This window comes from Shewanella sp. c952 (assembly GCF_019654975.1).
Taxonomy (GTDB): Bacteria; Pseudomonadota; Gammaproteobacteria; order Enterobacterales; family Shewanellaceae; genus Shewanella.
In genome coordinates, this window is record NZ_BPEW01000015.1 from 22,937 (window position 1) to 44,722 (window position 21,786).

18 protein-coding genes are annotated in these 21,786 nt (G+C 41.9%); 4 read left to right on the plus strand and 14 right to left on the minus strand.

Annotated features, from left to right (window positions below):
* Positions 1–31 precede the first annotated feature (31 nt).
* The 8 genes from atpE to mioC all read right to left on the minus strand — a co-directional run bounded on the left by atpE (position 32) and on the right by mioC (position 7,213).
* Entirely contained in the window at positions 32–283 is a 252-nt protein-coding gene (gene atpE / locus K5R16_RS11660; protein WP_011639455.1) for a F0F1 ATP synthase subunit C, read from the minus strand.
* Positions 284–348: 65 nt separating this feature from the next.
* Positions 349–1,143: a F0F1 ATP synthase subunit A gene (gene atpB, locus K5R16_RS11665; protein WP_220737743.1), complete on the minus strand. Its 795-nt coding sequence runs from the start codon at positions 1,141–1,143 to the stop codon at positions 349–351.
* A gap of 12 nt (positions 1,144–1,155) precedes the next feature.
* Positions 1,156–1,539: an ATP synthase subunit I gene (locus K5R16_RS11670; RefSeq protein ID WP_220737744.1), complete on the minus strand. Its 384-nt coding sequence runs from the start codon at positions 1,537–1,539 to the stop codon at positions 1,156–1,158.
* 224 nt (positions 1,540–1,763) lie between these two features.
* Complete coding sequence (locus tag K5R16_RS11675) at positions 1,764–2,651, minus strand: ParB/RepB/Spo0J family partition protein (protein ID WP_220737745.1); 888 nt, start codon at positions 2,649–2,651, stop codon at positions 1,764–1,766.
* A 9-nt stretch (positions 2,652–2,660) separates the two neighbouring features.
* Positions 2,661–3,449, minus strand: coding sequence for a ParA family protein (locus K5R16_RS11680; RefSeq protein ID WP_020915103.1), 789 nt, complete (start codon positions 3,447–3,449; stop codon positions 2,661–2,663).
* A 230-nt stretch (positions 3,450–3,679) separates the two neighbouring features.
* Positions 3,680–4,303, minus strand: a complete 624-nt coding sequence (gene rsmG, locus K5R16_RS11685; RefSeq protein WP_220737746.1) for a 16S rRNA (guanine(527)-N(7))-methyltransferase RsmG — start codon at positions 4,301–4,303, stop codon at positions 3,680–3,682.
* Between the two features lie 119 nt (positions 4,304–4,422).
* Complete coding sequence (gene mnmG / locus K5R16_RS11690) at positions 4,423–6,312, minus strand: tRNA uridine-5-carboxymethylaminomethyl(34) synthesis enzyme MnmG (protein WP_220737747.1); 1,890 nt, start codon at positions 6,310–6,312, stop codon at positions 4,423–4,425.
* A gap of 460 nt (positions 6,313–6,772) precedes the next feature.
* Positions 6,773–7,213, minus strand: a complete 441-nt coding sequence (gene mioC / locus K5R16_RS11695; RefSeq protein ID WP_220737748.1) for an FMN-binding protein MioC — start codon at positions 7,211–7,213, stop codon at positions 6,773–6,775.
* Between the two features lie 274 nt (positions 7,214–7,487).
* On the opposite strand from mioC, the gene K5R16_RS11700 reads away from it, so the two are divergent.
* Entirely contained in the window at positions 7,488–8,903 is a 1,416-nt protein-coding gene (locus K5R16_RS11700) for a sodium:alanine symporter family protein (protein ID WP_220737749.1), read from the plus strand.
* A 105-nt stretch (positions 8,904–9,008) separates the two neighbouring features.
* Here the strand turns inward: K5R16_RS11700 and K5R16_RS11705 are convergent, their stop codons facing one another.
* Positions 9,009–9,650: a LysE family translocator gene (locus K5R16_RS11705; protein ID WP_220737807.1), complete on the minus strand. Its 642-nt coding sequence runs from the start codon at positions 9,648–9,650 to the stop codon at positions 9,009–9,011.
* 241 nt (positions 9,651–9,891) lie between these two features.
* Here K5R16_RS11705 and K5R16_RS22615 point away from each other — a divergent pair, with 241 nt between their 5' ends.
* Entirely contained in the window at positions 9,892–10,401 is a 510-nt protein-coding gene (locus K5R16_RS22615) for a type II secretion system protein (protein ID WP_220737750.1), read from the plus strand.
* A 285-nt stretch (positions 10,402–10,686) separates the two neighbouring features.
* Complete coding sequence (locus K5R16_RS11715; RefSeq protein ID WP_220737751.1) at positions 10,687–11,616, plus strand: DUF1186 domain-containing protein; 930 nt, start codon at positions 10,687–10,689, stop codon at positions 11,614–11,616.
* Positions 11,617–11,787: 171 nt separating this feature from the next.
* Here the strand turns inward: K5R16_RS11715 and K5R16_RS11720 are convergent, their stop codons facing one another.
* Positions 11,788–14,946: a DUF3427 domain-containing protein gene (locus tag K5R16_RS11720; protein WP_220737752.1), complete on the minus strand. Its 3,159-nt coding sequence runs from the start codon at positions 14,944–14,946 to the stop codon at positions 11,788–11,790.
* Positions 14,947–15,120: 174 nt separating this feature from the next.
* On the opposite strand from K5R16_RS11720, the gene K5R16_RS11725 reads away from it, so the two are divergent.
* Positions 15,121–17,628, plus strand: a complete 2,508-nt coding sequence (locus K5R16_RS11725; RefSeq protein ID WP_220737753.1) for a helicase-related protein — start codon at positions 15,121–15,123, stop codon at positions 17,626–17,628.
* Between the two features lie 468 nt (positions 17,629–18,096).
* On the opposite strand, the gene mnmE is transcribed toward K5R16_RS11725, so the two are convergent.
* The 4 genes from mnmE to rnpA all read right to left on the minus strand — a co-directional run bounded on the left by mnmE (position 18,097) and on the right by rnpA (position 21,785).
* Positions 18,097–19,458, minus strand: a complete 1,362-nt coding sequence (mnmE, locus tag K5R16_RS11730; RefSeq protein WP_220737754.1) for a tRNA uridine-5-carboxymethylaminomethyl(34) synthesis GTPase MnmE — start codon at positions 19,456–19,458, stop codon at positions 18,097–18,099.
* Between the two features lie 117 nt (positions 19,459–19,575).
* Positions 19,576–21,204, minus strand: a complete 1,629-nt coding sequence (gene yidC, locus K5R16_RS11735) for a membrane protein insertase YidC (RefSeq protein WP_220737755.1) — start codon at positions 21,202–21,204, stop codon at positions 19,576–19,578.
* Positions 21,205–21,207: 3 nt separating this feature from the next.
* The gene (gene yidD / locus K5R16_RS11740) at positions 21,208–21,462 is read right to left on the minus strand and encodes a membrane protein insertion efficiency factor YidD (protein ID WP_079891898.1); all 255 of its coding nucleotides are present in this window, start codon (positions 21,460–21,462) and stop codon (positions 21,208–21,210) included.
* A complete protein-coding gene (gene rnpA, locus K5R16_RS11745; RefSeq protein ID WP_220737756.1) occupies positions 21,429–21,785 on the minus strand; it encodes a ribonuclease P protein component in 357 nt (118 codons plus the stop codon). Before rnpA ends, yidD begins: the two co-directional genes overlap by 34 nt.
* Position 21,786 lies beyond the last annotated feature (1 nt).

The window sequence follows — 21,786 nt, forward strand, 5'->3', positions numbered from 1 at the left end:
CTCCTATTAAGTTTAAAGACAGAAGCGTTTATTAAAGCATTGCACCAAGAGGGTTAGTAAATAGCATGAATAATGCAATACCAACACCGATCATAGTTACGGCGTCCAAAAGACCCGCTACGATGAACATTTTAACTTGTAGCATAGGAGCCATTTCTGGTTGACGCGCAGCGCCTTCCAAGAACTTGCCACCTAGTAGGCCGAAACCGATAGCAGTACCTAACGCACCCATACCAATCAACAGAGCAACAGCAATAGCTGTCATGCCTAATACAGTTTCCATCTCTATCTCCAATATTCTAAATCTTTGTTATTAATGATTTAGTTTAAAAATTTCTACAGCAGTCCTTAATGATCTTCATGCGCCATGCTTAAGTAAACAATGGTCAACATCATGAAGATAAACGCTTGCAAAGTGATAACCAAAATATGGAAAATTAACCAACCTAGTTGTAATGTTACACCTAGAGTAGATAACGCCCAGTTAGCACCGTACATCAACGCAATAAGGATGAAAATCAACTCACCCGCATACAAGTTACCAAACAAACGCAGTGCCAATGAGATTGGCTTAGCGATTAAAGTAACTGTTTCTAGCAGGAAGTTGACGGGTATCATTGCCCAATGGTTAAAAGGCTGCATGGTCAGTTCTTTAACAAAACCTGAAACGCCTTTGACTTTAATGCTGTAGTAAATAATCAGCAAGAACACACCGATAGCCATGCTAAAGGTAATGTTTAAGTCGGTCGTTGGTACAACTTTCATGTATGGAATGCCAGCTAAAGCAGCAGCATGTGGGATCCAGTCAACTGGAACCATATCCATGAAGTTCATCATGAATACCCATACAAAAATCGTTAATGCCAACGGAGCAATAACAGGATTGCGGCCATGGAAGGTCTCCTTAACGCTATTGTCAACGAACTCAACTATCATCTCGACAAAACACTGAAGTTTGCCGGGAACACCGGTAGTTGCTTTCTTGCCAACGCTATGGAATAGCCACAAGAACAAAACACCAAGCCCAACCGAAAAGAACAACGAATCAATGTGCCATGTCCAGAAGCCTTCGCCAACACTTAGGTTGGTAAGGTGGTGCTGGATATAGCCCTGCGGTGTTAACGCTTCACCAGTTGCAGCCATGATTCATCCCACTTAACTTTGCTTGAAATATAAAGGAGCTGTCCAATGCACTACTAACGTTAAGGTGTAACAAACAAAAAGAGGCATAAAGCCGACTTCAATATTGATAAACACTAACGAAAACATTGCTATGGTTAACAGCATCTTTACCGCTTCCCCCCAGTAAAAAGTCTTAACAACTTTAGCTGCGGAGCTTGCTCCCGTATGGGAAAAAGCGAGGGTTGCGAATACAAAATTAGGGAGTACAGCAATAGCGCCACCTGCTAAAGCAGATAGTCCATACTGAGCTCCCCACAGAGCGAAAAAGAAAACTGAAACACTCCCAGCCAGCGCCGCCTGTATCAAAACCAATTTATAGGCTGACCATCGGCCACGTCGTGCTAAAACCTTGCTCAATTTATCTTCTCCGCATTATCACTTCCTGTTTCGATGACCGGACTACATATATCCGTATAAACCCGAGGTACAAAAAGCTTGCGAAAGTATACCGTTTCAGTGTTTCAAAGCAAGTTTAACAGCTAGAAAAAGGAGACTTTTAGCGTGATCTACGCCAAAAGTCTAAAAGTGTAAGATTAACAGATGTCACAAAGTTACATAATATAGTGTTAACTTTGTTTTTTTTAGCGGATTTTGCTGATAATACCCTCTAATTCAGCCAAATTTTGATAGTTAATTACCATTTTCCCCTTACCTTTCTTATTGTGGGTAAGAGAAACTTTAGCACCTAGCCTCTCAATTAATTGGCTCTCAAGACGTACTACATCGTGATCTTTAGCTGGTTTTTCGACGATTTCAGTTTGGTTTAAGGTTTTATTAACTAACCGTTCAGTTTCACGAACAGTTAATTCTTTCGAAACGACCAATCTTGCCAAATTTGTCTGCTCATCGCCTTCAATTGCGAGCAAAGCGCGACCATGTCCCATGTCAATATCGCCATATTCCAACATGCGTTTTACAGGTTCATTAAGCCCGTTTAAACGCAGCAGATTGGATACTGTTGCACGAGATTTACCGACCGCGTCAGCAATTTGCTGATGAGTAAGCTCAAACTCTTCAATCAAACGATTTAAAGCAATCGCTTCTTCCATAGCATTAAGGTCTTCACGTTGAATGTTCTCAATCAACGCAATAGCCACAGCGGCTTCGTCAGGGACTTGCTTAACAATACATGGGATCTTGCTTAGCCCAGCTAATTGAGATGCGCGCCAGCGACGCTCACCGGCAATAATTTCATATCCTTCAGCAGAAACCTTACGTACAACAATTGGCTGAATCACCCCTTGTGCTCGAATAGACTCAGCGAGTTCTTCAAGCGCTTCGGTAGACATATCCTTTCGTGGCTGATACTTACCCGGCCGCAATCTGTCTATATCTAATGTGATTAGATCATCATTTTTTATATCTTGCTCGCCTTCAGTGGTCTTAGGCTCTAATCTTTTACTGGCTGCATGGCTAGTACTCAAAAGTGCGTCAAGCCCTTTACCTAAGCCTCTTTTCTTCAATGTCATCTCTATTCCTTAGTCTTGCTCAGCCAGATCTAATTGCTCTGCACGGCGGATAATTTCCCCAGCCAATGCGAGGTAGGCTTTTGCTCCCGCGCTCGATTTGTCGTAATACATCGCTGGCGCTCCAAAACTTGGCGCTTCAGCAAGTCGAACATTCCTTGGGATCACAGTACGGTAAACTTTCTCACCAAAATGTTGCTTCAATTGATCAGACACATCATTAGATAATCGATTACGCGGATCGTACATAGTACGTAAGATCCCTTCGATATGCAGACCAGGATTAACCATAGAGCCTAACTTGCTGATGGTATCCATCAATGCCGTTAAACCTTCTAAGGCATAATATTCACACTGCATCGGCACTAATACTGAATCCGCTGCAGACATGGCATTAACGGTCAACATATTGAGTGATGGTGGGCAATCAATAAAGATAAAATCATAATCATCTTTAATAGGTGCGAGTGCATTACGCAGACGGATCTCTCTGGCGAAAAACTCCATCAACTTAATTTCAGCTGCAGTAACATCGCCGTTACCCGCAATAAGATCGTATTTTCCGTTTGTATCTCGGCAAACAACTTCTTCGAAAGACTTCTCTTCAACCAGCAGTTCATAGGCGGTATTTTCGACTTCATATTTGTCGATACCACTGCCCATAGTCGCATTACCTTGCGGATCGAGATCGATCAACAGCACTCGACGTTTGGTTGCTGCTAATGAAGCTGCAAGATTTACACAAGTCGTTGTTTTTCCGACGCCACCTTTTTGGTTGGCTACGGCAATTACTTTACCCACAATATCACCCTGTAAGTCACTTTTATTATGTTCCGGCCCTCTCTCATTGGCGGTGCTAAAAATGAGGGGGAAATTAGCGCATATACTGTTACCAAATTGCTTGAAGCGCTGAAAGAATGCAACTGTTCAGTACGCTTTATCTGCATTGCGCCAAGTTTTATGGCGCGAATAAACAACTTAATTCAATGCAGCAAGCAGGTATATGACCGGTTTGGCCATACACATTTTAATTAATCTTGTTTCACCACACGCAATAAATGGCGTTGCTCATCTAGCTTTGGAACCACAAGCTCTATGGTGTCAGTCACAACAAAACCTTCAGGCATGTTTGCCATCTCATCATCGCTCAACTGGCCTTTTAAGGCATAAAAACAGCCATCAGCCTTTGGCAAATGGTGACACCATTGCAGCATATCTTGAATAGAGGCAAACGCTCGGCTCAATACACCATCGAATAACTCTTCAGGTTGATAAGCTTCAACGCGGCTTTCAATCGATGAAATGTTGTTGATCCCAAGTTCAAATTGAACCTGTTTTTGAAAACGGATCCTTTTGCCCAAGCTATCGAGTAGCACAAACTCTTTGTCTGGGTTTAAGATCGCTAATGGGATCCCAGGTAAACCTGGACCGGTACCAACATCAATAAAACGTGAGCCTTTAAGATGTGGCGATACCACTAAGCTGTCCATGATGTGGCGTATTAGCATCTGCTCAGGATCACGTACAGAAGTCAGGTTAAATGCCTTATTCCACTTATTTAGCATGCCAACAAAGTCAACAAGTTGCTTTTTTTGCTGCTCGCTAGCATCTAGGCCAACTTCAGCCATATATTCATTTAACTGGGCAAATAACACTAGTCGTGTCCTCGAAACAAAGTAAATCAAATAATCTTAAGTATTATGAAGCGCCGAAAAGATGAAAGGAAGCCTCAAAGCTTCCCTTTATCGTGCATAACAGCGTTATATTGCGTTATTTAGGCGCTTTTTCTCAATAAACCGCGTTTTTTCAAATGAACCAGCAAAATAGAGATTGCCGCAGGTGTCATACCTGAGATACGGGAAGCTTGGCCAACCGTTTCAGGCTTGTGCTCATTCATCTTAGCTATCACTTCATTCGACAGTCCCGGAACCTCTTGATAATCAAGATCCAAAGGTAAACCAGTTGTCTCATGACGAATCGCTTTATCGATCTCATCTTGTTGACGTTGGATATAACCAGAATATTTCACCTGGATCTGCACTTGCTCGGCAGCACGTTGATCCTCAATACCTGGGCCAAAACCATCAATAGACATCAATGTTGGGTAATCCATTTCTGGACGACGCAGAAGATCTTCAAAGGTTGCTTCGCGTGCAATAGGTGTTTTTAGATGTGGATTTAACACATCTACAAGTGGTGATTTAGGGTGGATCCACTGGCCGCGCAAACGCTGCAATTCAGTTTCGATCGACTCCATTTTCTCACTAAATTTAGCCCAACGTTCATCGTCAACCAGACCTAACTCGCGGCCCTTCTCCGTAAGACGTAGATCAGCATTGTCTTCACGAAGCAGTAAGCGGTATTCCGCACGACTAGTGAACATTCGATAAGGTTCTTTAGTCCCTAAAGTTGATAAGTCGTCAACTAACACGCCAAGATAAGCTTGATCACGGCGTGGGCACCAAGTCTCTTTTCCTTGCACTTGCAATGATGCGTTCATGCCGGCCAATAAACCTTGAGCACCGGCTTCTTCATAGCCTGTTGTGCCGTTGATCTGTCCTGCAAAGAACAAACCATTGATGGTTTTGGTTTCGAGTGAATTTTTCAGATCTCGCGGATCAAAATAATCATACTCAATCGCATAACCCGGACGCATGATCTCAGCATTTTCCATGCCTTTGATCGAACGAACTAAATTTAATTGCACATCGAAAGGCAAACTGGTTGAAATACCATTTGGATAGATCTCTGTAGTATTTAAGCCTTCAGGCTCAATAAAGATCTGATGTGAATCTTTGTCTGCAAAACGGTTAATCTTATCTTCGATAGAAGGGCAGTAGCGTGGGCCAATGCCTTCGATTACACCTGAGTACATCGGGCTACGATCGAGTCCTGCACGAATAATATCGTGAGTACGTTCGTTGGTATGGGTGATATGACATGAAACCTGATCAGGATGTTGGCTAACATCGCCAATAAACGACATAACGGGAAGGGGATCGTCACCTTTTTGCTCTGTCATTTTAGAAAAATCAATGGTATTGGCATCGATGCGAGGTGGTGTACCGGTTTTTAGTCGACCAACACGGATCGGTAATTCTCGTAAACGATGGGCGAGGGCAATAGCTGGCGGATCACCTGCTCTACCGCCGCTGTAATTCTCTAAGCCAATATGGATCTTGCCGCTTAAAAATGTACCAGTAGTTAGCACAACTGCTGGTGCTTCGAAAGCTAGACCCATTTGAGTCACTACGCCAACCACCGTTTCGTTTTCAACAACAAGATCGTCTACCGCTTGCTGAAAAATACGTAAGTTCGGTTGGTGCTGTAAAATCTCTTGGATCTTGTGTCGGTACAGTGCTCTATCTGCTTGAGCACGAGTAGCACGCACCGCAGGGCCTTTGCTTGAGTTCAATGTTCTAAACTGAATGCCTGCGTAGTCGGTGGCAATTGCCATTGCTCCGCCTAAGGCGTCAATTTCTTTAACCAGGTGTCCTTTGCCTATGCCGCCGATAGCTGGATTACAGGACATCTGTCCTAAAGTATCTATGTTATGGGTTAGCAAAAGTGTTTTGGAGCCCATTCTGGCAGAAGCTAACGCCGCTTCTGTTCCAGCATGACCACCACCAACAACGATTACATCAAACCGTTCATGAAAATGCATTCGACAGCCTTCGATTGGTAAAAGGATAAAAAACCTGTTTCTGAGCCGGTTATTTTAGCATTTGCTTTGCCGAAGGTGAACGATCTATTTTGCCTGTTTTGATCAAACCGATCTGCTTAATAGATCTTAAGATCTTTAAATAGATCTCTTATTATGTTTACTATTAGGATCGCCTTTTTCGGTGGATAACCTTATTTTCCTATTAAAATCATAAATTAACGCGTGATCAAACCTGTGATCTGATCGCGATCTAACTGGCGTAAGCTTGGGGATAGATCGGCTAGTTATCCACAAGGTGGATCATTGAGCAGATCGGGTGTGAATTAATACAGGGTTTGATCAGATCAAAATAATAGCTTATCCACATATTTATACTTTTAAACTCTAATATGTGGATAAGTTCGATCTAAACTGTGCATTCTTCGAAAGTTAATAGATAAAAACGATCAACAAAAGGATCTTAAAGTTGATCTTGCCAAGTGCTTAGCCAAGCCAATGCAGGTTCTTCTGGAATTGGATCGTATTGCACATCGATCTGGATCTTATCCACAAAAACTTGTGCACCGCATAAGCTCAGTGCATCCACCAGCTTTTCTGGTCCCTGACAAAAAGTATCGTAGCTGGAGTCACCAATTGCGCACAATGTAAATTTGGTTGCTGCCAGATCGGGTTTTCTAGCTAAGATCTCGTCCAGAAAAGGCACTATATTGTCTGGAAGATCACCTGCTCCATGAGTAGAAGAGGCGATCAACCACAGCGAATTAGGGTCAAGATCATCAAGATTAGGGGTCAAATGTATGCGAGTTTCATGGCCTAGATCGATCAATTGGTCTGATAATTCATCGGCTACGTACTCTGCACTACCCAAAGTTGTGCCCACTAATAGTTCTATTTTTGCCATTTTACTTCCTAAATTAAGCCAACTTTAACAACGTTTATGTAGTGCATGATAGGTGAAAAGTGGTCTTCAAGCTAAGTGATATTAACCATTTAATGTGTAAATTTGAGCTGGATTACAACTGTTTTCTAGTCAAAATATCTGGGTCTCAGCTATCGAACTTCAACGTAATGACAGCTTGTGTTCTAGTACATTACTGATAGCTTATGGTGTCATAACAAAAACATAACAATTGAAGGCTTTATAGTTAAGTCTATCAATAATAAAGAGTATTAATATGACGTTAGCTTCTGTAACAGGTCAGTTTGCCGACATGGCTTGGGGACCACACATGCTGGTGCTACTGGTCGGTGGTGGTCTTTTCTTCCTTATCTATTCACGTTTTGTCCCCTTCAGATATATAGGGCATGCCATTGCTATTTTGCGTGGAAAGCACCCCGATAAAGGCGCTCAGGGGCAAATTAGCCATGCTGGTGCGCTCTCCAGTGCTATGGCTGGAACGGTCGGAATGGGCAATATTGGTAGTGTGGCTGTAGCAATTATGGTCGGTGGTCCAGGAGCTATTTTTTGGATGTGGATCAGTGCGATAGTCGGGATGGCAACTAAGTTTTTCACCTGCACCTTAGCCATTATGTACCGTGGTAAAGATGAAAATGGCCAACTGCAAGGTGGACCCATGTACATCATTACCGAGGGCTTAGGCCCTAAGTGGCGCTTTCTTGCGGTGTTCTTTTGTCTGGTGGGGTTAGTGGGTAACTTTCCACTATTTAATACTAATCAATTAGTACAGATCTTAAGAGAATGGCTAGTGATCAAACCCGGCTTTTATAGTGCAGATCAAAATACATTTTGGCTCGATTTTAGTATGGGGATCGTCGTTATGCTGCTGGTAGGTAGCGTGATTTTAGGCGGAATAAAGCGTATAGCCAGTGTTGCGCAAAGTGTGGTGCCAACAATGATCTTTATTTATATGGGCTGCGCGCTATACGTGATTGGTAGTCATATTAGTGAGATCCCAGGGTATTTCAGCTTGATTGTTACTGAAGCTTTCTCGCTTGATTCTGTCGGCGGGGGGATCTTAGGCACCATGTTAATAGGTATTCGCCGTGCTGCATTTTCTAATGAAGCGGGGATCGGAACTGAGGTGATGGCACACGGCAGTGCTAAAACCAACGAGCCAGTAAAAGAGGGGCTGGTTGCCATGTTAGGCCCTGCAATTGACACCTTGTTAGTTTGTACTGCAACCGCAATGATTATTTTAATTTCTGGAGTGTGGCAAGGCAGTGAAGCTGCAGGAGTTAATCTGTCGGCACAAGCTTTTGAGTTAACCATGCCTGGCGTGGGTCCATATCTACTTATCTTGTGTGTTTTCTTCTTTAGTATTAGCACTATATTCACTCAAGCATTTTATGGCGGTCAGTGTTTTAGTTTTCTATTTGGCGCCAAAAGGCTACGTAAATATCAGTATGTATACCTGCTGACTATACTATTTGCTGCTACGGCGACTTTAGATGAGATCATTAACCTTATCGACGGAGCGTACGCATTAATGGCTATCCCGACCATGGTATCGGCCTTGTTATTGGCGCCAAAAGTTAAGGCAGCAGCCGATGACTATTTTGGCCGATTAAAGCAAAAGCAGCATACGGATATGACAGTACTTGGGAATATATCTGAAAAAGAGGGCGGTTAACTCGCTTGTCGTTTTAAGCAAAAAGGCTCTGCCATAAGCAGAGCCTTTTTGTAGTTAATTTGTTGTTCATAAATGAGCGACAGACACTCATTATCTGTCGGTAAACTATGCTACTGCTTGTACTTGAGAGCCCAATAACCAGATGGCCAAAGCAATAAAGATCAGGCCCATAAACTTGTTCTGGTAGGTACGGAATTTTTCATTCTTAAGCAGTGGTTTACCTAAGCTACCAACCAAAGCGACCAATAATAGGTTAAAGCTCAAACCCATCACATTAAGCAGCAAGCCAAGTGCTAACATCTGCTCGCCCGAACTTGCAGCTAATTGAGTCGATACAAACTGTGGTAAAAACAGTACAAAAAAGATCAGTGCCTTAGGGTTGAGTAAATTACTCATTACCGCGCGGCGATAGAGTTGCTTGGCGAGGTTATTTTGCTGCTCTATTTCTGGTGCATCGGCAGCAGAGCTACGCATGCAATCCCAACCCATCTTAAGCAGGTATGCGCCGCCTAAAATCCGCAGTAGTTCTAATGCCAACGGATTCACCGCCACTAAAGCCGATACGCCCATAGCTGCAAGTACCGTTAAAATGAGCCCTGAAGTGGCATTGCCAAAGCTGGCATAAACACCGACTTTTTTGCCGTAACTCAAGCTAGAACTGGCGATAAGTAGCATGTCAGGCCCTGGGATTAGTAGTAGGGCAACCACAGTCGTTAGGTATAAAGGAAGTAAAGCCAGATCGATCATCAGTAATGCACTACATAAAGGGAAAGAAACAAACAAGGCGCGGATTCTACAGTTATCCAACATGAATGAAAGTCATGTTGCGTTTAAATGAGAGGTTAAGTTGGCAGGGTTTGTTTACGGTCTATATTAGTAGTGGTTAACTTTTTCAAACGGATATGTTTTTTTGATTCAGTTCCTATATAAAGTTTTATTTTTTCAATATAATATGGACGTAATTAGCTTAGATAAAAAGTCGTATTAAATGTTAAAAAATGGATTTACTCTTATTGAGCTCGTCGTGACGATTATTATTTTGGCCATTCTTTCCGTTGTCGCTTTACCGCGTTTTATTGAATTACAATCAGATGCTAGAATTTCATCTTTGAATGGGTTAAAAGCAGAGATGCATGGTGCAATGAGCGTATTGTACCCAAAATCAGTTTTAGAAGGCTTAGAAAAAAAGCCGGCACCAGCCCCTGGTGAAGAAAACGTAATTATCATCGATGGTGATAAAATTCATTTGGTTTACGGTTATCCAGCCGCTGACGCTGCTAATAGCTGGAGCAAACTGATTATGGCTAAATTTGAAGACTCCGTTTTTAATCCTGATAGACCTGCTGATTGGTATTTTCATAATAGTAGCGGACAGCCTTTTATCCGTTTTATGCCTCAAACCAAGAAGTTTAGCGGTGACAATTGCTACCTTAAATACACTGAGGCGCAGAGTCCTACTACTCCTCCAGTATTTGAGATTGTTGAATCTGGTTGTTAGCTCAGGTTATTAATAGAGCATCGCCAGTGGCCTGTTTTTCAGCATTTTCCAGGGCTCGTTGACAATAGATTCATACAGTTCCCAAGTTGACCTAAGCAAACTTATCATTCCTATCGTACTCCCATTGTCGGCTCTATTGGATTCATACACTCAAAGCATGAGTTTTTTACTCATCTCTTTATGTTGAATATAGGCTTATCCGTTGTTAGAACCATTTTACTTGGGGCTTTGTAGCGCTCTTTTGCTACTCTATGAGCCATAATCACCTTTTACCTTGAATGTAATATGAAATTAGATGAGATAATTACCACTTTGAGTCGCGGCGACTTAACAGAACTCCCCATTGGTGCTCTACAGGCGGCTAGGCTGCAGTGGTCTGAGTTACTGCCAGTTATTGAAGCATTGATGCAAAGATTTATTGCTAAGGAGACATTGTCTGATACAGAGTCTAATCTGCTTTTTTTCGGCATCTGTCTTATTGCCGATCGTAAGCAATATAACAGCTTAGACTCTCTGATTAATCTTACCAATAAAGATGATTGTAATAGTCCGTTAGAAGCGCTGCTTGGAGATTTTATCGCTTCAGATCTTGCTACCGCTTACTACATTTTGGCGCAAGGACAGCCTGAAAAACTGTGCTTTTTGGTTAACTCTGACCAAGCTGGCGAAATGGTTAAAGTAGCCGCTTTAAATGCATTGTTTACTCAATTACATACAAGCCAAATTGATAGAGCGACACTTGATCAATACGTTGCAGATTTTATCGATAATCTTGTCGAAAACGATCACTCCATCACTCTGTTTGAGCTGATTAATCTATTAATTTCTAATAAGTTTAATCAATATCATGACCAGTTTGTAGGTTATGTAGAAAGTAAGCTCATCGATGAAGGTCCTGCTGAGAATCAGTGCATCCTTGATTGGGATAATCAATCTATCGGCTATTCAGCATGGGAAAGTGGCCTAATAAGCGCAGATTATGATGTTATTGATTCCCTCAGCCAGTGGACTGGATTTAACTCAGAGTCAGAGATGAATGATGATGATCTTATGGCCGTTTTCGATGACCTAATGAGTTCGCCTAGGGAAATTGACGATAGCTACTTTGAAAGCCTCGATGCTAAGCTGCCTTTTATCGCCGATATTCAAGCAGGTCGCAATGATCCTTGCCCCTGTGGCAGCGGCAAAAAATACAAGAAGTGCTGTTTGAATTAGCACGGAAATTTTGGATGTCTATATGCTTTATAGGCATTTTCGTATCCAAATGGAAATGCCTAATTTTTGTTAAAAAAGAGTGCCTGTATGTTCGAAGATAATATTCATTTTTTAACGGACATAGCATTTTTCGCCGCTTATATCTAGAAAGTAGATGGTTACTACTAGAATTTAACTGTTTGCTAATTTTGCTGCATCTTTCCAAAGGTAACTAGGCATTGGCTCATGCAATTCCCAAGTGATGTTCATTGGTTGTGAACCGCAAGCCTCTGCTAAGTTTACCCATCCCAAGTTCACAAATCCCATCGTATTTCCATTTTCGTCTTTATTTGATTCTCGCACCCAAAGCATGATTTTTTTGCCACTATCTTTATGTTGAATATAGGCCAATCCTTTGCCTTTATCTGGTCTAGCTGAATTTTGAGTTTGCCAATGGAACTGAGTAGGGCTCATTGCATAATCATGGTAAAGCGTCGTAGGAGAAAAATGCTGATCTGACTTTTGCAACGTGACAAATAGTAATTCTACGTTGAGCTCTCTTAAGTTGAATACTCCTTCGCGGCTCACTGCTTGTTTTTCAAAACTTGAGCCACCCATTCCTGTAATTATTTGCTCTCGAGTGTAGCGAGCATTGAGTTGTAGTGGGCAAGGAAAATCTGCGTGAAACTTTTGAATTTGAGTATCGTTATTATCTAATAAGTAATTGATAACTTCTATTAATTCATTTCTATATTCAGGATGGTAAAGTGCTGATAAGCTTTCAGATAAAGATTTATAACCTAGCTTATCTCCAGCACAATTCCAAAAATCATAGTGACACATTAGGGCCATTTTTTGCTCTATTGGGTCACCATTATCTATCCAGTTAAAGTTATTAATTGCTAGTGAACGAATAAATGTTAGATAAGTTCTAGCATCACATCTCATCAAGCTGTTGCTAATAGCCTTGTGATAAATTTCAGCTATAGGGGTTTCATCTACTTTTTGTATTAGTTTTAGATTACTTAAAAGGCGTGTCCACCCTCCACCTTTACTAGGCTTATTTTTGTAAATATCAAGTATTTGAATGTTAGTGTAGAAATTTAAGAAATTACTTAATGTCAGTTTTTGATTTGTATGATGTTGAAAGTTCTCAATGTGGGATTTTAGTTTTTGTTGATTTAATATGGCTTTCTTAATGTTTGTTAAAATTATTTCTTTGGTTTTTTTCTGCAGTTCGATGTGACAACCAAGCGGAAGATGAGGAAAGCCATGCTCTATTTCTTTGCTTATGGCTGTATGGGTCTTTCCTATTAAAGCTCTAAATTTTTGTGAGAAATCATATTCAGCTTTAGCATTACCAACAAAATCCAATACTGTGACACACTCTTTACCATCGCTGTGGCGTAAGCCTCTGCCTAGCTGTTGTAAAAAAATAGTCAAACTTTCTGTTGGTCGTAAGAAGAGTAGGGTATCTATTTCTGGAATATCAACGCCTTCATTGAATATATCTACAACGCAGAGGATATTAATATTACCTCGCTGCAGTTCTTGTCTTACTGCGTGCCTTTCAGAAATGTTTTTACTGGTAAGTACCGCACTTGGTATACCTTTGAGACAAAACTTTTCTGCCATATATTGAGCATGATCTTGGTTGACACAAAAAGCCAATGCACGCATTTCTAAGGGCTTAGTGACAAGCTCTTCAATATTTTGCAGTATTTTTTGTAGTCTTTGATCATTTTGGGTATAGAGTTGAGTTAACTCACTTGGGTTGTAGCGGCCGTTTTCCCACTTTATCTGACGTAGGTCGGTATTATCATCTATACCAAAATATTGAAAAGGACATAAATGCCTTAGATTAATTGCTTCAGGTAATCTGAGTTCCGCAGCTATCACCCCTTCAAAATCACCTAATATGCTGTTGCCGTCATGACGTTCGGGGGTAGCGGTAAGCCCTAGTAAAATAGTAGGGGAAAAGTGGTTAATGAATTTTCGATAACTATCAGCTGATACATGATGAACTTCGTCAATCACTATGAAATCATAATAGTCTGAGTTTAGCTTTATATTATTTATTTGATTATTGAAGCTCTGGATTGATGCAAAAAGGTGATTGTATGAATCTGGTTTATGTTGTCCTACCCACAGTTCACCAAAATTAGGTTGTTTTAGTACAGCTCTAAAACTTTCTATTGCCTGTTTTAATATTTCTTCTCTATGAGCAATAAATAGAATTTTGGCCGTCGGGTTATTCTGATAGAAACGTTTGAAATCGAAAGCTGATATCAAGGTTTTCCCAGTACCTGTAGCAGCTACAATCAGGTTCCTATTTCGACCATGAATATTCCGCTCTGAATCTAAACGTTCTAAAATTTCTATTTGATGTTGATGAGGGCTTAAATCGAAGAATACTGTACTTGAAAAATCTTTATCTCCACGACCAGCACTAAGAGACCGCTTTAGCTTGTTGCTCGCTTTCTCTGAACCATCGAAAAACTCAAATTCAGGTTGCTGCCAATATGTTTCAAATGTACTGAATGTTTTATCTATGATGTGTGGGATTTCTTGATTGGTAATCTTCAAGTTCCACTCTAGTCCATTTGTTAACGCGGACCGTGAAAGGTTTGATGAGCCAATATAGCCAGTATGAAATCCAGAATCTCGCATGAACAAATAGGACTTAGCATGGAGACGTTCTTGGTTATGGTTATAGCTTAGTTTAACTTCGGTATTAGGAAGTTGGGCTAACCATTGCACAGCTTTAAGATCTGTCGCCCCCATATATGATGTCGTAATTATTTGAAGCTTATGTTTGCTGTTACTCGAAAAAGTTCGCAGTTCATCCATGAAGATTCTGAGACCGGTCCATTTGATAAATGAAACAATCCAGCAGATTCTATTAGAAGATAATATTTCACGCTTTATTTCACTTTCCAGTGAAATTCCTTGGTTACTTCCGCAGAACAACTCACTCTGTGTGAGACCGGTAAGAGGGGTTACTTTATCAATATGTGCGGATAATTTAGCTGAAACAGGATCTTGTTTGTCAAATATTGCAGTAAGAAGTTTTGCTGGCTGGTTAATGGTGAAACTTGATAAGTCGAGATTATCAATTCTTTCTTGGAGCCAGTAGATAAGCTCATTAGCGAGCTCTATTTGGGTTAACGGAGAATCTTTCGTATTTTTTGATTCAGATATTGCAAGGTGGAATACCTTTACTAAAGCGCGAGTAAGCCAGAGAGTTTGCTCTGTTGTATCCATATTTCTTTCTGCGATAAAGAACTTGTTTTTATCTAACTTATGGCTAATAACTTTAGTTATAAGCTGTTCGTAAATACCTGTTTGCATTGAAAAACTCTGGCCATCTATATTGATATAAACTATGCCAGGAAACCTATCTAATGCAAGTTATTACTGAATAGTAATATCACCATATTTATTGATCTTTAATTTGTCAGGATATACCTAATTTCCTGAGCTACGCGTTATTATAGTTTCAACTTTATTGTTCAGAATATTAGTATGCCCATTTTAGAAAAACTAACACTTCCTATAGACGCTCTCTACCAAGAGTTTAAATCTTCTATTAAAGACAATCACTTAGTGGTTGAGTCTGATACAGGCTCGGGCAAGTCGACTCGTTTACCACTGTGGTGTACTGAAGCTGATGGGCAAGGGAATAAGAAGAGGGTGTTGGTGGTTGAGCCACGGCGAGTGGCGTGTTTGGCACTGGCAGCTTTTGTGGGCGAGTCAGCTAAGCAAGATACTGATTATAATCATTTAAATGTTGGTCATGCTATTCGCTTTGATTCTACTGTTGATGAAAACACTGATATTGCCTTTGTAACCCCAGGTATTGCGCTGCGCTGGCTGTCTATGGTACTAGATGGTCAGGATGAAAAGGCGGGCTTAGCTTGTTTTGATACGGTGATTATTGATGAGTTTCATGAGCGCCGTTGGGATACCGATCTGCTATTAGCGCTACTTAAACAGCGCGCTCAACATCGTTTGATTTTGACATCAGCAACCATTGACGGTGCAAGACTAAATGACTACCTGTCTGATTCTATTGGAGTTAATTCAAAGAGGTTGTTGGCAAAAGGTAATATGTTTCACGTGGAACTAACGTACCAGTCAAGCGATAGTCAGCAGTTAGCGGATATCAGCGGTATCGAGCAAAAAGTAAAAGCGGCCGTTAGCTCGTTACTCAGTCAAACAGCCGGTGACATTTTAGTATTTTTACCGGGTAAAAAAGAGATTAAACAGTGTTTACAAGCTTGTCAGTCGTTATCTTCTTTATCTAGCGACAACGCGGCAGACATCTATTTAGTGGCATTGCATGGCGGCATTTCGGCGACAGAACAACAAGCATTACTGGCAAGCTCCGATAAGCAACGAATTATTTTCGCTACTAATATTGCTGAAACCTCGTTAACTATCCCAGGTGTTACGGCGGTGATTGATTCTGGGCTTGAGCGCCGTACTCATCAGCGTAATGGTCGTACTGTGTTGTCGCTTGCACGAATATCAAGGGCCAGCAGCGAGCAGCGCAAAGGCCGTGCAGGTCGTACGCAAGCGGGTTTGTGTGTGCGCTTGTGGGGCGAGCATGCGCCGATGGAGGCGATGACACCGCCAGAACTGCAGCGTGAAGAACTGGTGGAACCTATGCTGGCAGCAGCTTGTAGCGATATGAAGCTAGCCGATTTAGTTTTTGTTGATGCTATTGGCATTAAGCCGCTCGCTATTGCCCATGAGCGCTTGTTGGCTATGGGGGCGATTGATGCTCAAGGGCAAGTCACTGCTCATGGTAGAAAGCTGTTTCCATTACCGATAGATACTCAGTTTGCCCATTTGATTAGTGCTATGCCCGATATTGAGTGCACAGAGTTAATGGTCGATTTGGCGGCCGCTATTAGTGTGCCGCAGCGTTTGTACCAGCAACCTAGTGCAGAATATGACATTAAGTCGCTACATGATTGGGAGCCACTGGGCTGCGATGCTTTTACCTTAATTAAACTGCTGCGCGAGCCAGCGGTTGATTCTATTGATATTGAACAGCATGCGGTAAAAGAGGCGCGTCGCTTAGCTAACCAGATAAGACAAGGCTTAGGTTTAGAGAGTTTACATAAAGCGGTGGTGCTAGACCACAAATCAGAAGCGTTGCGAAGCCGTTGGTTACTGGCGGTAGTAAAAGCATTACCTGAACTTGCTTTTATTCGACGTGTTAAACGAGTACAGGCGTTGGGCAATGGTTTTAGCGAAGTGCAGATTGGCCGAGATAGCCGTTTTAGTCCCGAACTTAAAGATTTTTCCGGTAAGGATGCTGCCATTGCAGCAGTGGTGTTTGATCAACACTCACTGGCAGGTAAAGGAGTAAAGCAGACGCTAAATCTGGCTTCTGTAATGGCACCCATTTCAACAGAACTGCTTTATCAAGCTGGTTTAGGTGAAGATAGACTGGCAGAAAACAAAGAGCAGGCGGCGACCCATAAAGTGCTGATAGAGCGAATATATGCTGGCAGAGTGATAGATTCTCGGTTTGAGCGCGCATCGGGCGAACAGGCGATAGATGCGATTACACGCAGTATTATTCAAGGGCGAGAGTTTGCAGGTATTGCTAAGCGTTTAACCGCAGATATAGCGGCTTGGAATATATGGTTTGCGCTAGGAAAAACCACTGAGTTTGACAGTGAAATTAATCAGTCTTTGGTGCTTGAACCCTATCTTAAACAAAAGCTCGTTCAGCTAGGGGTGGAGAGCTTTGAAGATTTAGCTTTGGTTGAAGCTGAAGATCTACTATTTGAAGGTATTCCTGATTGGCAACGTGAAGAGTTTGATGGTCTTTATCCTGCTCAATTAGCGCTAGCAGAACTTAAGCTCGCTGTGAGTTATGAGCCTAAACGAAAGTTGGTGCTACTCGACTACTTAAACGGCAGCCGTAAACAGGGTCCTAAACGCTGGGAGTTACCTCGTTGGCTAGGTTGGAAGATCCAATATCGCAAAGCTAGTCGTGTGGTTGATGTAAAATAACTAGCTCATCTAGGTTTGCGATCTCGTTGAAAAGATCGTTAGCACTAAATGCTGATTTTAACCACAGGAAATCCACTTTTACACAGGTTTAATTTTTAACTATTTTTTTTCTGAGTATAACTTATCGAGAAAGATCCATTTTAAGCTTGTTTTTTTTGGATCTTGATCTAGAGTTTATAATGCTTAATCATTATAAAACAATAACTTATTCGGTTATTGTTAAAAGGTTTTAGATCTGTCCACAGATCGTGCTTGCTTGTTGATATCTCTGTTGATACTTGTGATTAACGATCTTGCTTTAGCAGTAGATATGCTGAGGTTTACAGTAGACGATCCATTTGCGATCGCACTGTAAATTTAGGCTTACAGGGTGGGGTGAAGATGAATCTAGATCTTAATATATGATCTAAATTCACCTTATCTTAAAGCGGTAATTACTGCTTAGAGTTGGTTACAAAGAGGAATTGTTTACTTACCGATACAGAAAGAGCTAAAGATTTTTCCAAGTAAGTCATCAGAGGTAAATTTACCGGTGATTTCCGATAAAGCTAGCTGTGCCATTCTTAACTCTTCCGCGAGTAATTCACCAGCTTGATAAACTTCTAGTTGCTCTCTACCTAAATCTAAGTGGCTACTTGCAAGGTCGAGTGCTTCTAGGTGGCGGCGACGGGCGATAAATCCACCTTCGAGGTTACTTTGATAACCCATTAAAGATTTTAGGTGTTGTTGCAATGCTGCTACGCCTAAACCTGTTTTGGCTGAGATGCGGTGAACAGGATGGCCAGCTTCTTCGGTTATATCCAATGTCTCACCGGTGAGATCGGCTTTGTTACGTACCACGGTAACCCCTAAATTTTTAGGTAAGCGATCGATGAAATCTGGCCAAATCTCGTGTGGATCAACTGCGGTAGTCGTGGTGCCATCAACCATAAACAGCACTTGATCCGCCGTTTTGATCTCATCCCATGCGCGCTCTATACCAATTTTCTCAACGGTATCAGCGGTATCACGCAGACCAGCGGTATCGATGATATGCAATGGCATACCGTCTAGGTGGATATGTTCACGCAGTACATCACGAGTGGTACCGGCAATTTCGGTGACAATGGCAGACTCTTTACCTGCTAAAGCGTTTAGTAGGCTTGATTTACCGGCATTTGGACGACCAGCAATCACCACTTTCATCCCTTCACGAATGATAGAGCCCTGCTTGGCACTTGCTTGAACGGTATCGAGTTTGGTGATGATACGGTTGAGTGAGCCAGATATTTTACCGTCAGAAAGGAAGTCGACCTCTTCGTCGGGGAAATCAATGGCTGCCTCGACGTATAGACGTAGATTCGTGACCTGTTCGACGAGTTCATGTACTTGGGTCGAGAACTCGCCCTGTAGCGAGTTTAACGCGCTTTTAGCGGCTTGTTCGCTGGTTGCATCAATAAGGTCGGCAATCGCTTCTGCTTGCGTTAGGTCGAGCTTATCGTTCATAAAGGCTTGCTCACTGAACTCGCCTGGTTTGGCGATGCGTAAACCTTGGGTTTCCATCACGCGCTTAATTAACATATCAAGTACGATTTGACCGCCATGGCCCTGCAGCTCAAGAACATCTTCACCGGTAAATGAATTAGGGCCTTTAAAGTACAGCGCAATACCTTGGTCAATAACGTCGCCTTGTTGATCTTTAAAGTCACAGTAATCGGCATAACGGGTTTTAGGGATATGCCCAAGTACCGCCATAGCAACATTGCTCGCTAAGTCGCCAGATACGCGAATAATACCTACACCGCCACGCCCTGGAGCGGTCGCTTGTGCCACGATAGTATCTGTTGTCATTACTGTGTTTCCTAATCTGTTTTCAGAGTGAAGTTAAAAGTATTGTCTCTACATAGATAGCAAAAAAGCGGTCAATACTGAGTATTAGACCGCTTTTTGTTAGTCGGAGCTAAGGGATTATTTTAACCCTTTTTTCTCCAGTCCAGCATAGATAATCTTCTGCTGGGTAATCGCGACTAAGTTACCTACCAACCAGTATAGAACCAGACCTGCTGGGAACCATAGGAAGAATACGGTAAAGATAACTGGCATCCACTGCATCATCTTAACTTGCATTGGGTCCATAGTCGGTGCCATTGGTTGCATCTTCTGCATAATAAACATCGATACACCCATCAAGATAGGCATGACATAGTATGGATCTTGTACCGATAAATCGGTGATCCATAACATGAATGGTGCGTGACGTAGCTCGTAGCTTTCAAGCAACACCCAGTATAGTGCGATGAAAATTGGCATCTGTAGCAAGATTGGAAGACAGCCACCCATGGGGTTTACTTTCTCTTTCTTGTACAGTTCCATCATAGCTTGCCCCATCTTCTGACGGTCATCACCAAAACGCTCTTTCATATCAGCGAGTTTTGGTTGCAAGTTACGCATCTTAGCCATTGAAGTGTATTGCGCTTTAGTTAGTGGGTATAACATGCCACGAACAGTAAGCGTAATAAGGATAATAGCCACACCCCAGTTACCCACAAATGATTGATAGAACATCAATAACCAGTGAATTGGGATTGCTAACCACCATAGGAAGCCGTAATCAACTACTAGGTTCAATGACTCAGAAAGTGCAGATAGCGCTTCTTGATCTTTAGGACCAACATAGAATTGAGCTTTAATCGATTGTTCAGCACCTGGTGCAATATCATAGAGTGCGCCGCGGAAACCGATATTAGCTAAACCACCAGCACTCACACTTGAAAAGATAATGTTCTTATCATTTTCTGGTGGCACCCAAGCTGATACAAAGTAGTGCTGTAGCATTGCTACCCAGCCACCAAGTGTCGACTTGTTTAGGTTCTTGTCAGCCATGTCGTCGAAGCTGTATTTCTCATAGCGAGTATCTGCTGTTGAGAAAGCCGCACCACGATAAGTTGGCATCATCATGCTACTTTCGCTTTTCTTGATGCTGTGCTTGATCTGTCCATACATCTGAACTTGTAGCTGCGCATCAGAAGTGTTGTTGATTTTGTAATCAACATCAACATTATGCTTGCCGCGGTAGAAGGTAAATAGCTTGGTATAAGTAACACCGTTAGCAGCTAAATAAGTTAAAGGAACCTCTAACGTATCTTGACCTGCTAGGTCATACTCACGAGAAGCGCTATCGAAATGTGCGCGACCAGTAGTACTACTATCAATACCATCACGACCGATTAGACCACTTTGAGCGATATAATAAATATCGTTTGTTTGCTCAAGTAGTACAAATGGGTCATCACCATCTTGCTCAAGTTTATGAGAAAGCAGTGCGGAATGAACGATGTCACCGCCAACTGGATCAATTTTAAGAATAAATTGGTCTGTAGTGACAGTGATTAACTCTTTAGATGCTGTAACAGTTTCAGGTAATGCAGAGTCTGCATCAGGTACATCTGAACTGTGAGCATCCGCAACAGTAGACGCTGCTACTGAAGATTGCGTTTGAGCAACCGGTTGAGGAGCTTTATCTGCTTGCCATTGTTGCCATAGTAAAAAGCTGACAAAAAGCAGACCGATAAGCAATATATTGCGTTGAGATTCCATAGCCTATTTATCGCACCTATGTTTTTTGTGAGGGACGGGATCTTCTCCGCCCGGATGTAAAGGGTGACATTTTAATATGCGTTTCGCTGCAAACCAACACCCTTTCACAACTCCATGCAAACGAATTGCTTCTATTGCGTAATGTGAACACGTCGGATTGAACCTACAACGAGGTCCCAGCATGGGACTTATTAGTACTTGGTAGCCACGAATAATCGCAGTTGCTAGCCATTGTAACGGCGAGAGAGTTTTCGCCATAGCTTTTCTACCAATTTTTTGAGTTCTGCGTTTTCCATATCAAGCACGCCATTTCTGACAAGCACAACGATATCTACAGCGGGTAGTTCATGCTGATGCAAACGAAAATTATCTCTAATGATACGTTTGATTTTATTTCGTTGGTGAGCTTTTTTTACGTAACGCTTAGCAACAGTTAACCCCAAACGAGGATGCTGTTCAGAATTAGGAATTGCAAGTAGGGTTATTTCAGCGGAAGACGCTTTGATAGGTTTGGTAAAAACAGATTTAAATTGCGCGGGAGTTAACAGACGTAACTCCCGCGTAAAGGTATAGCTAGTCACT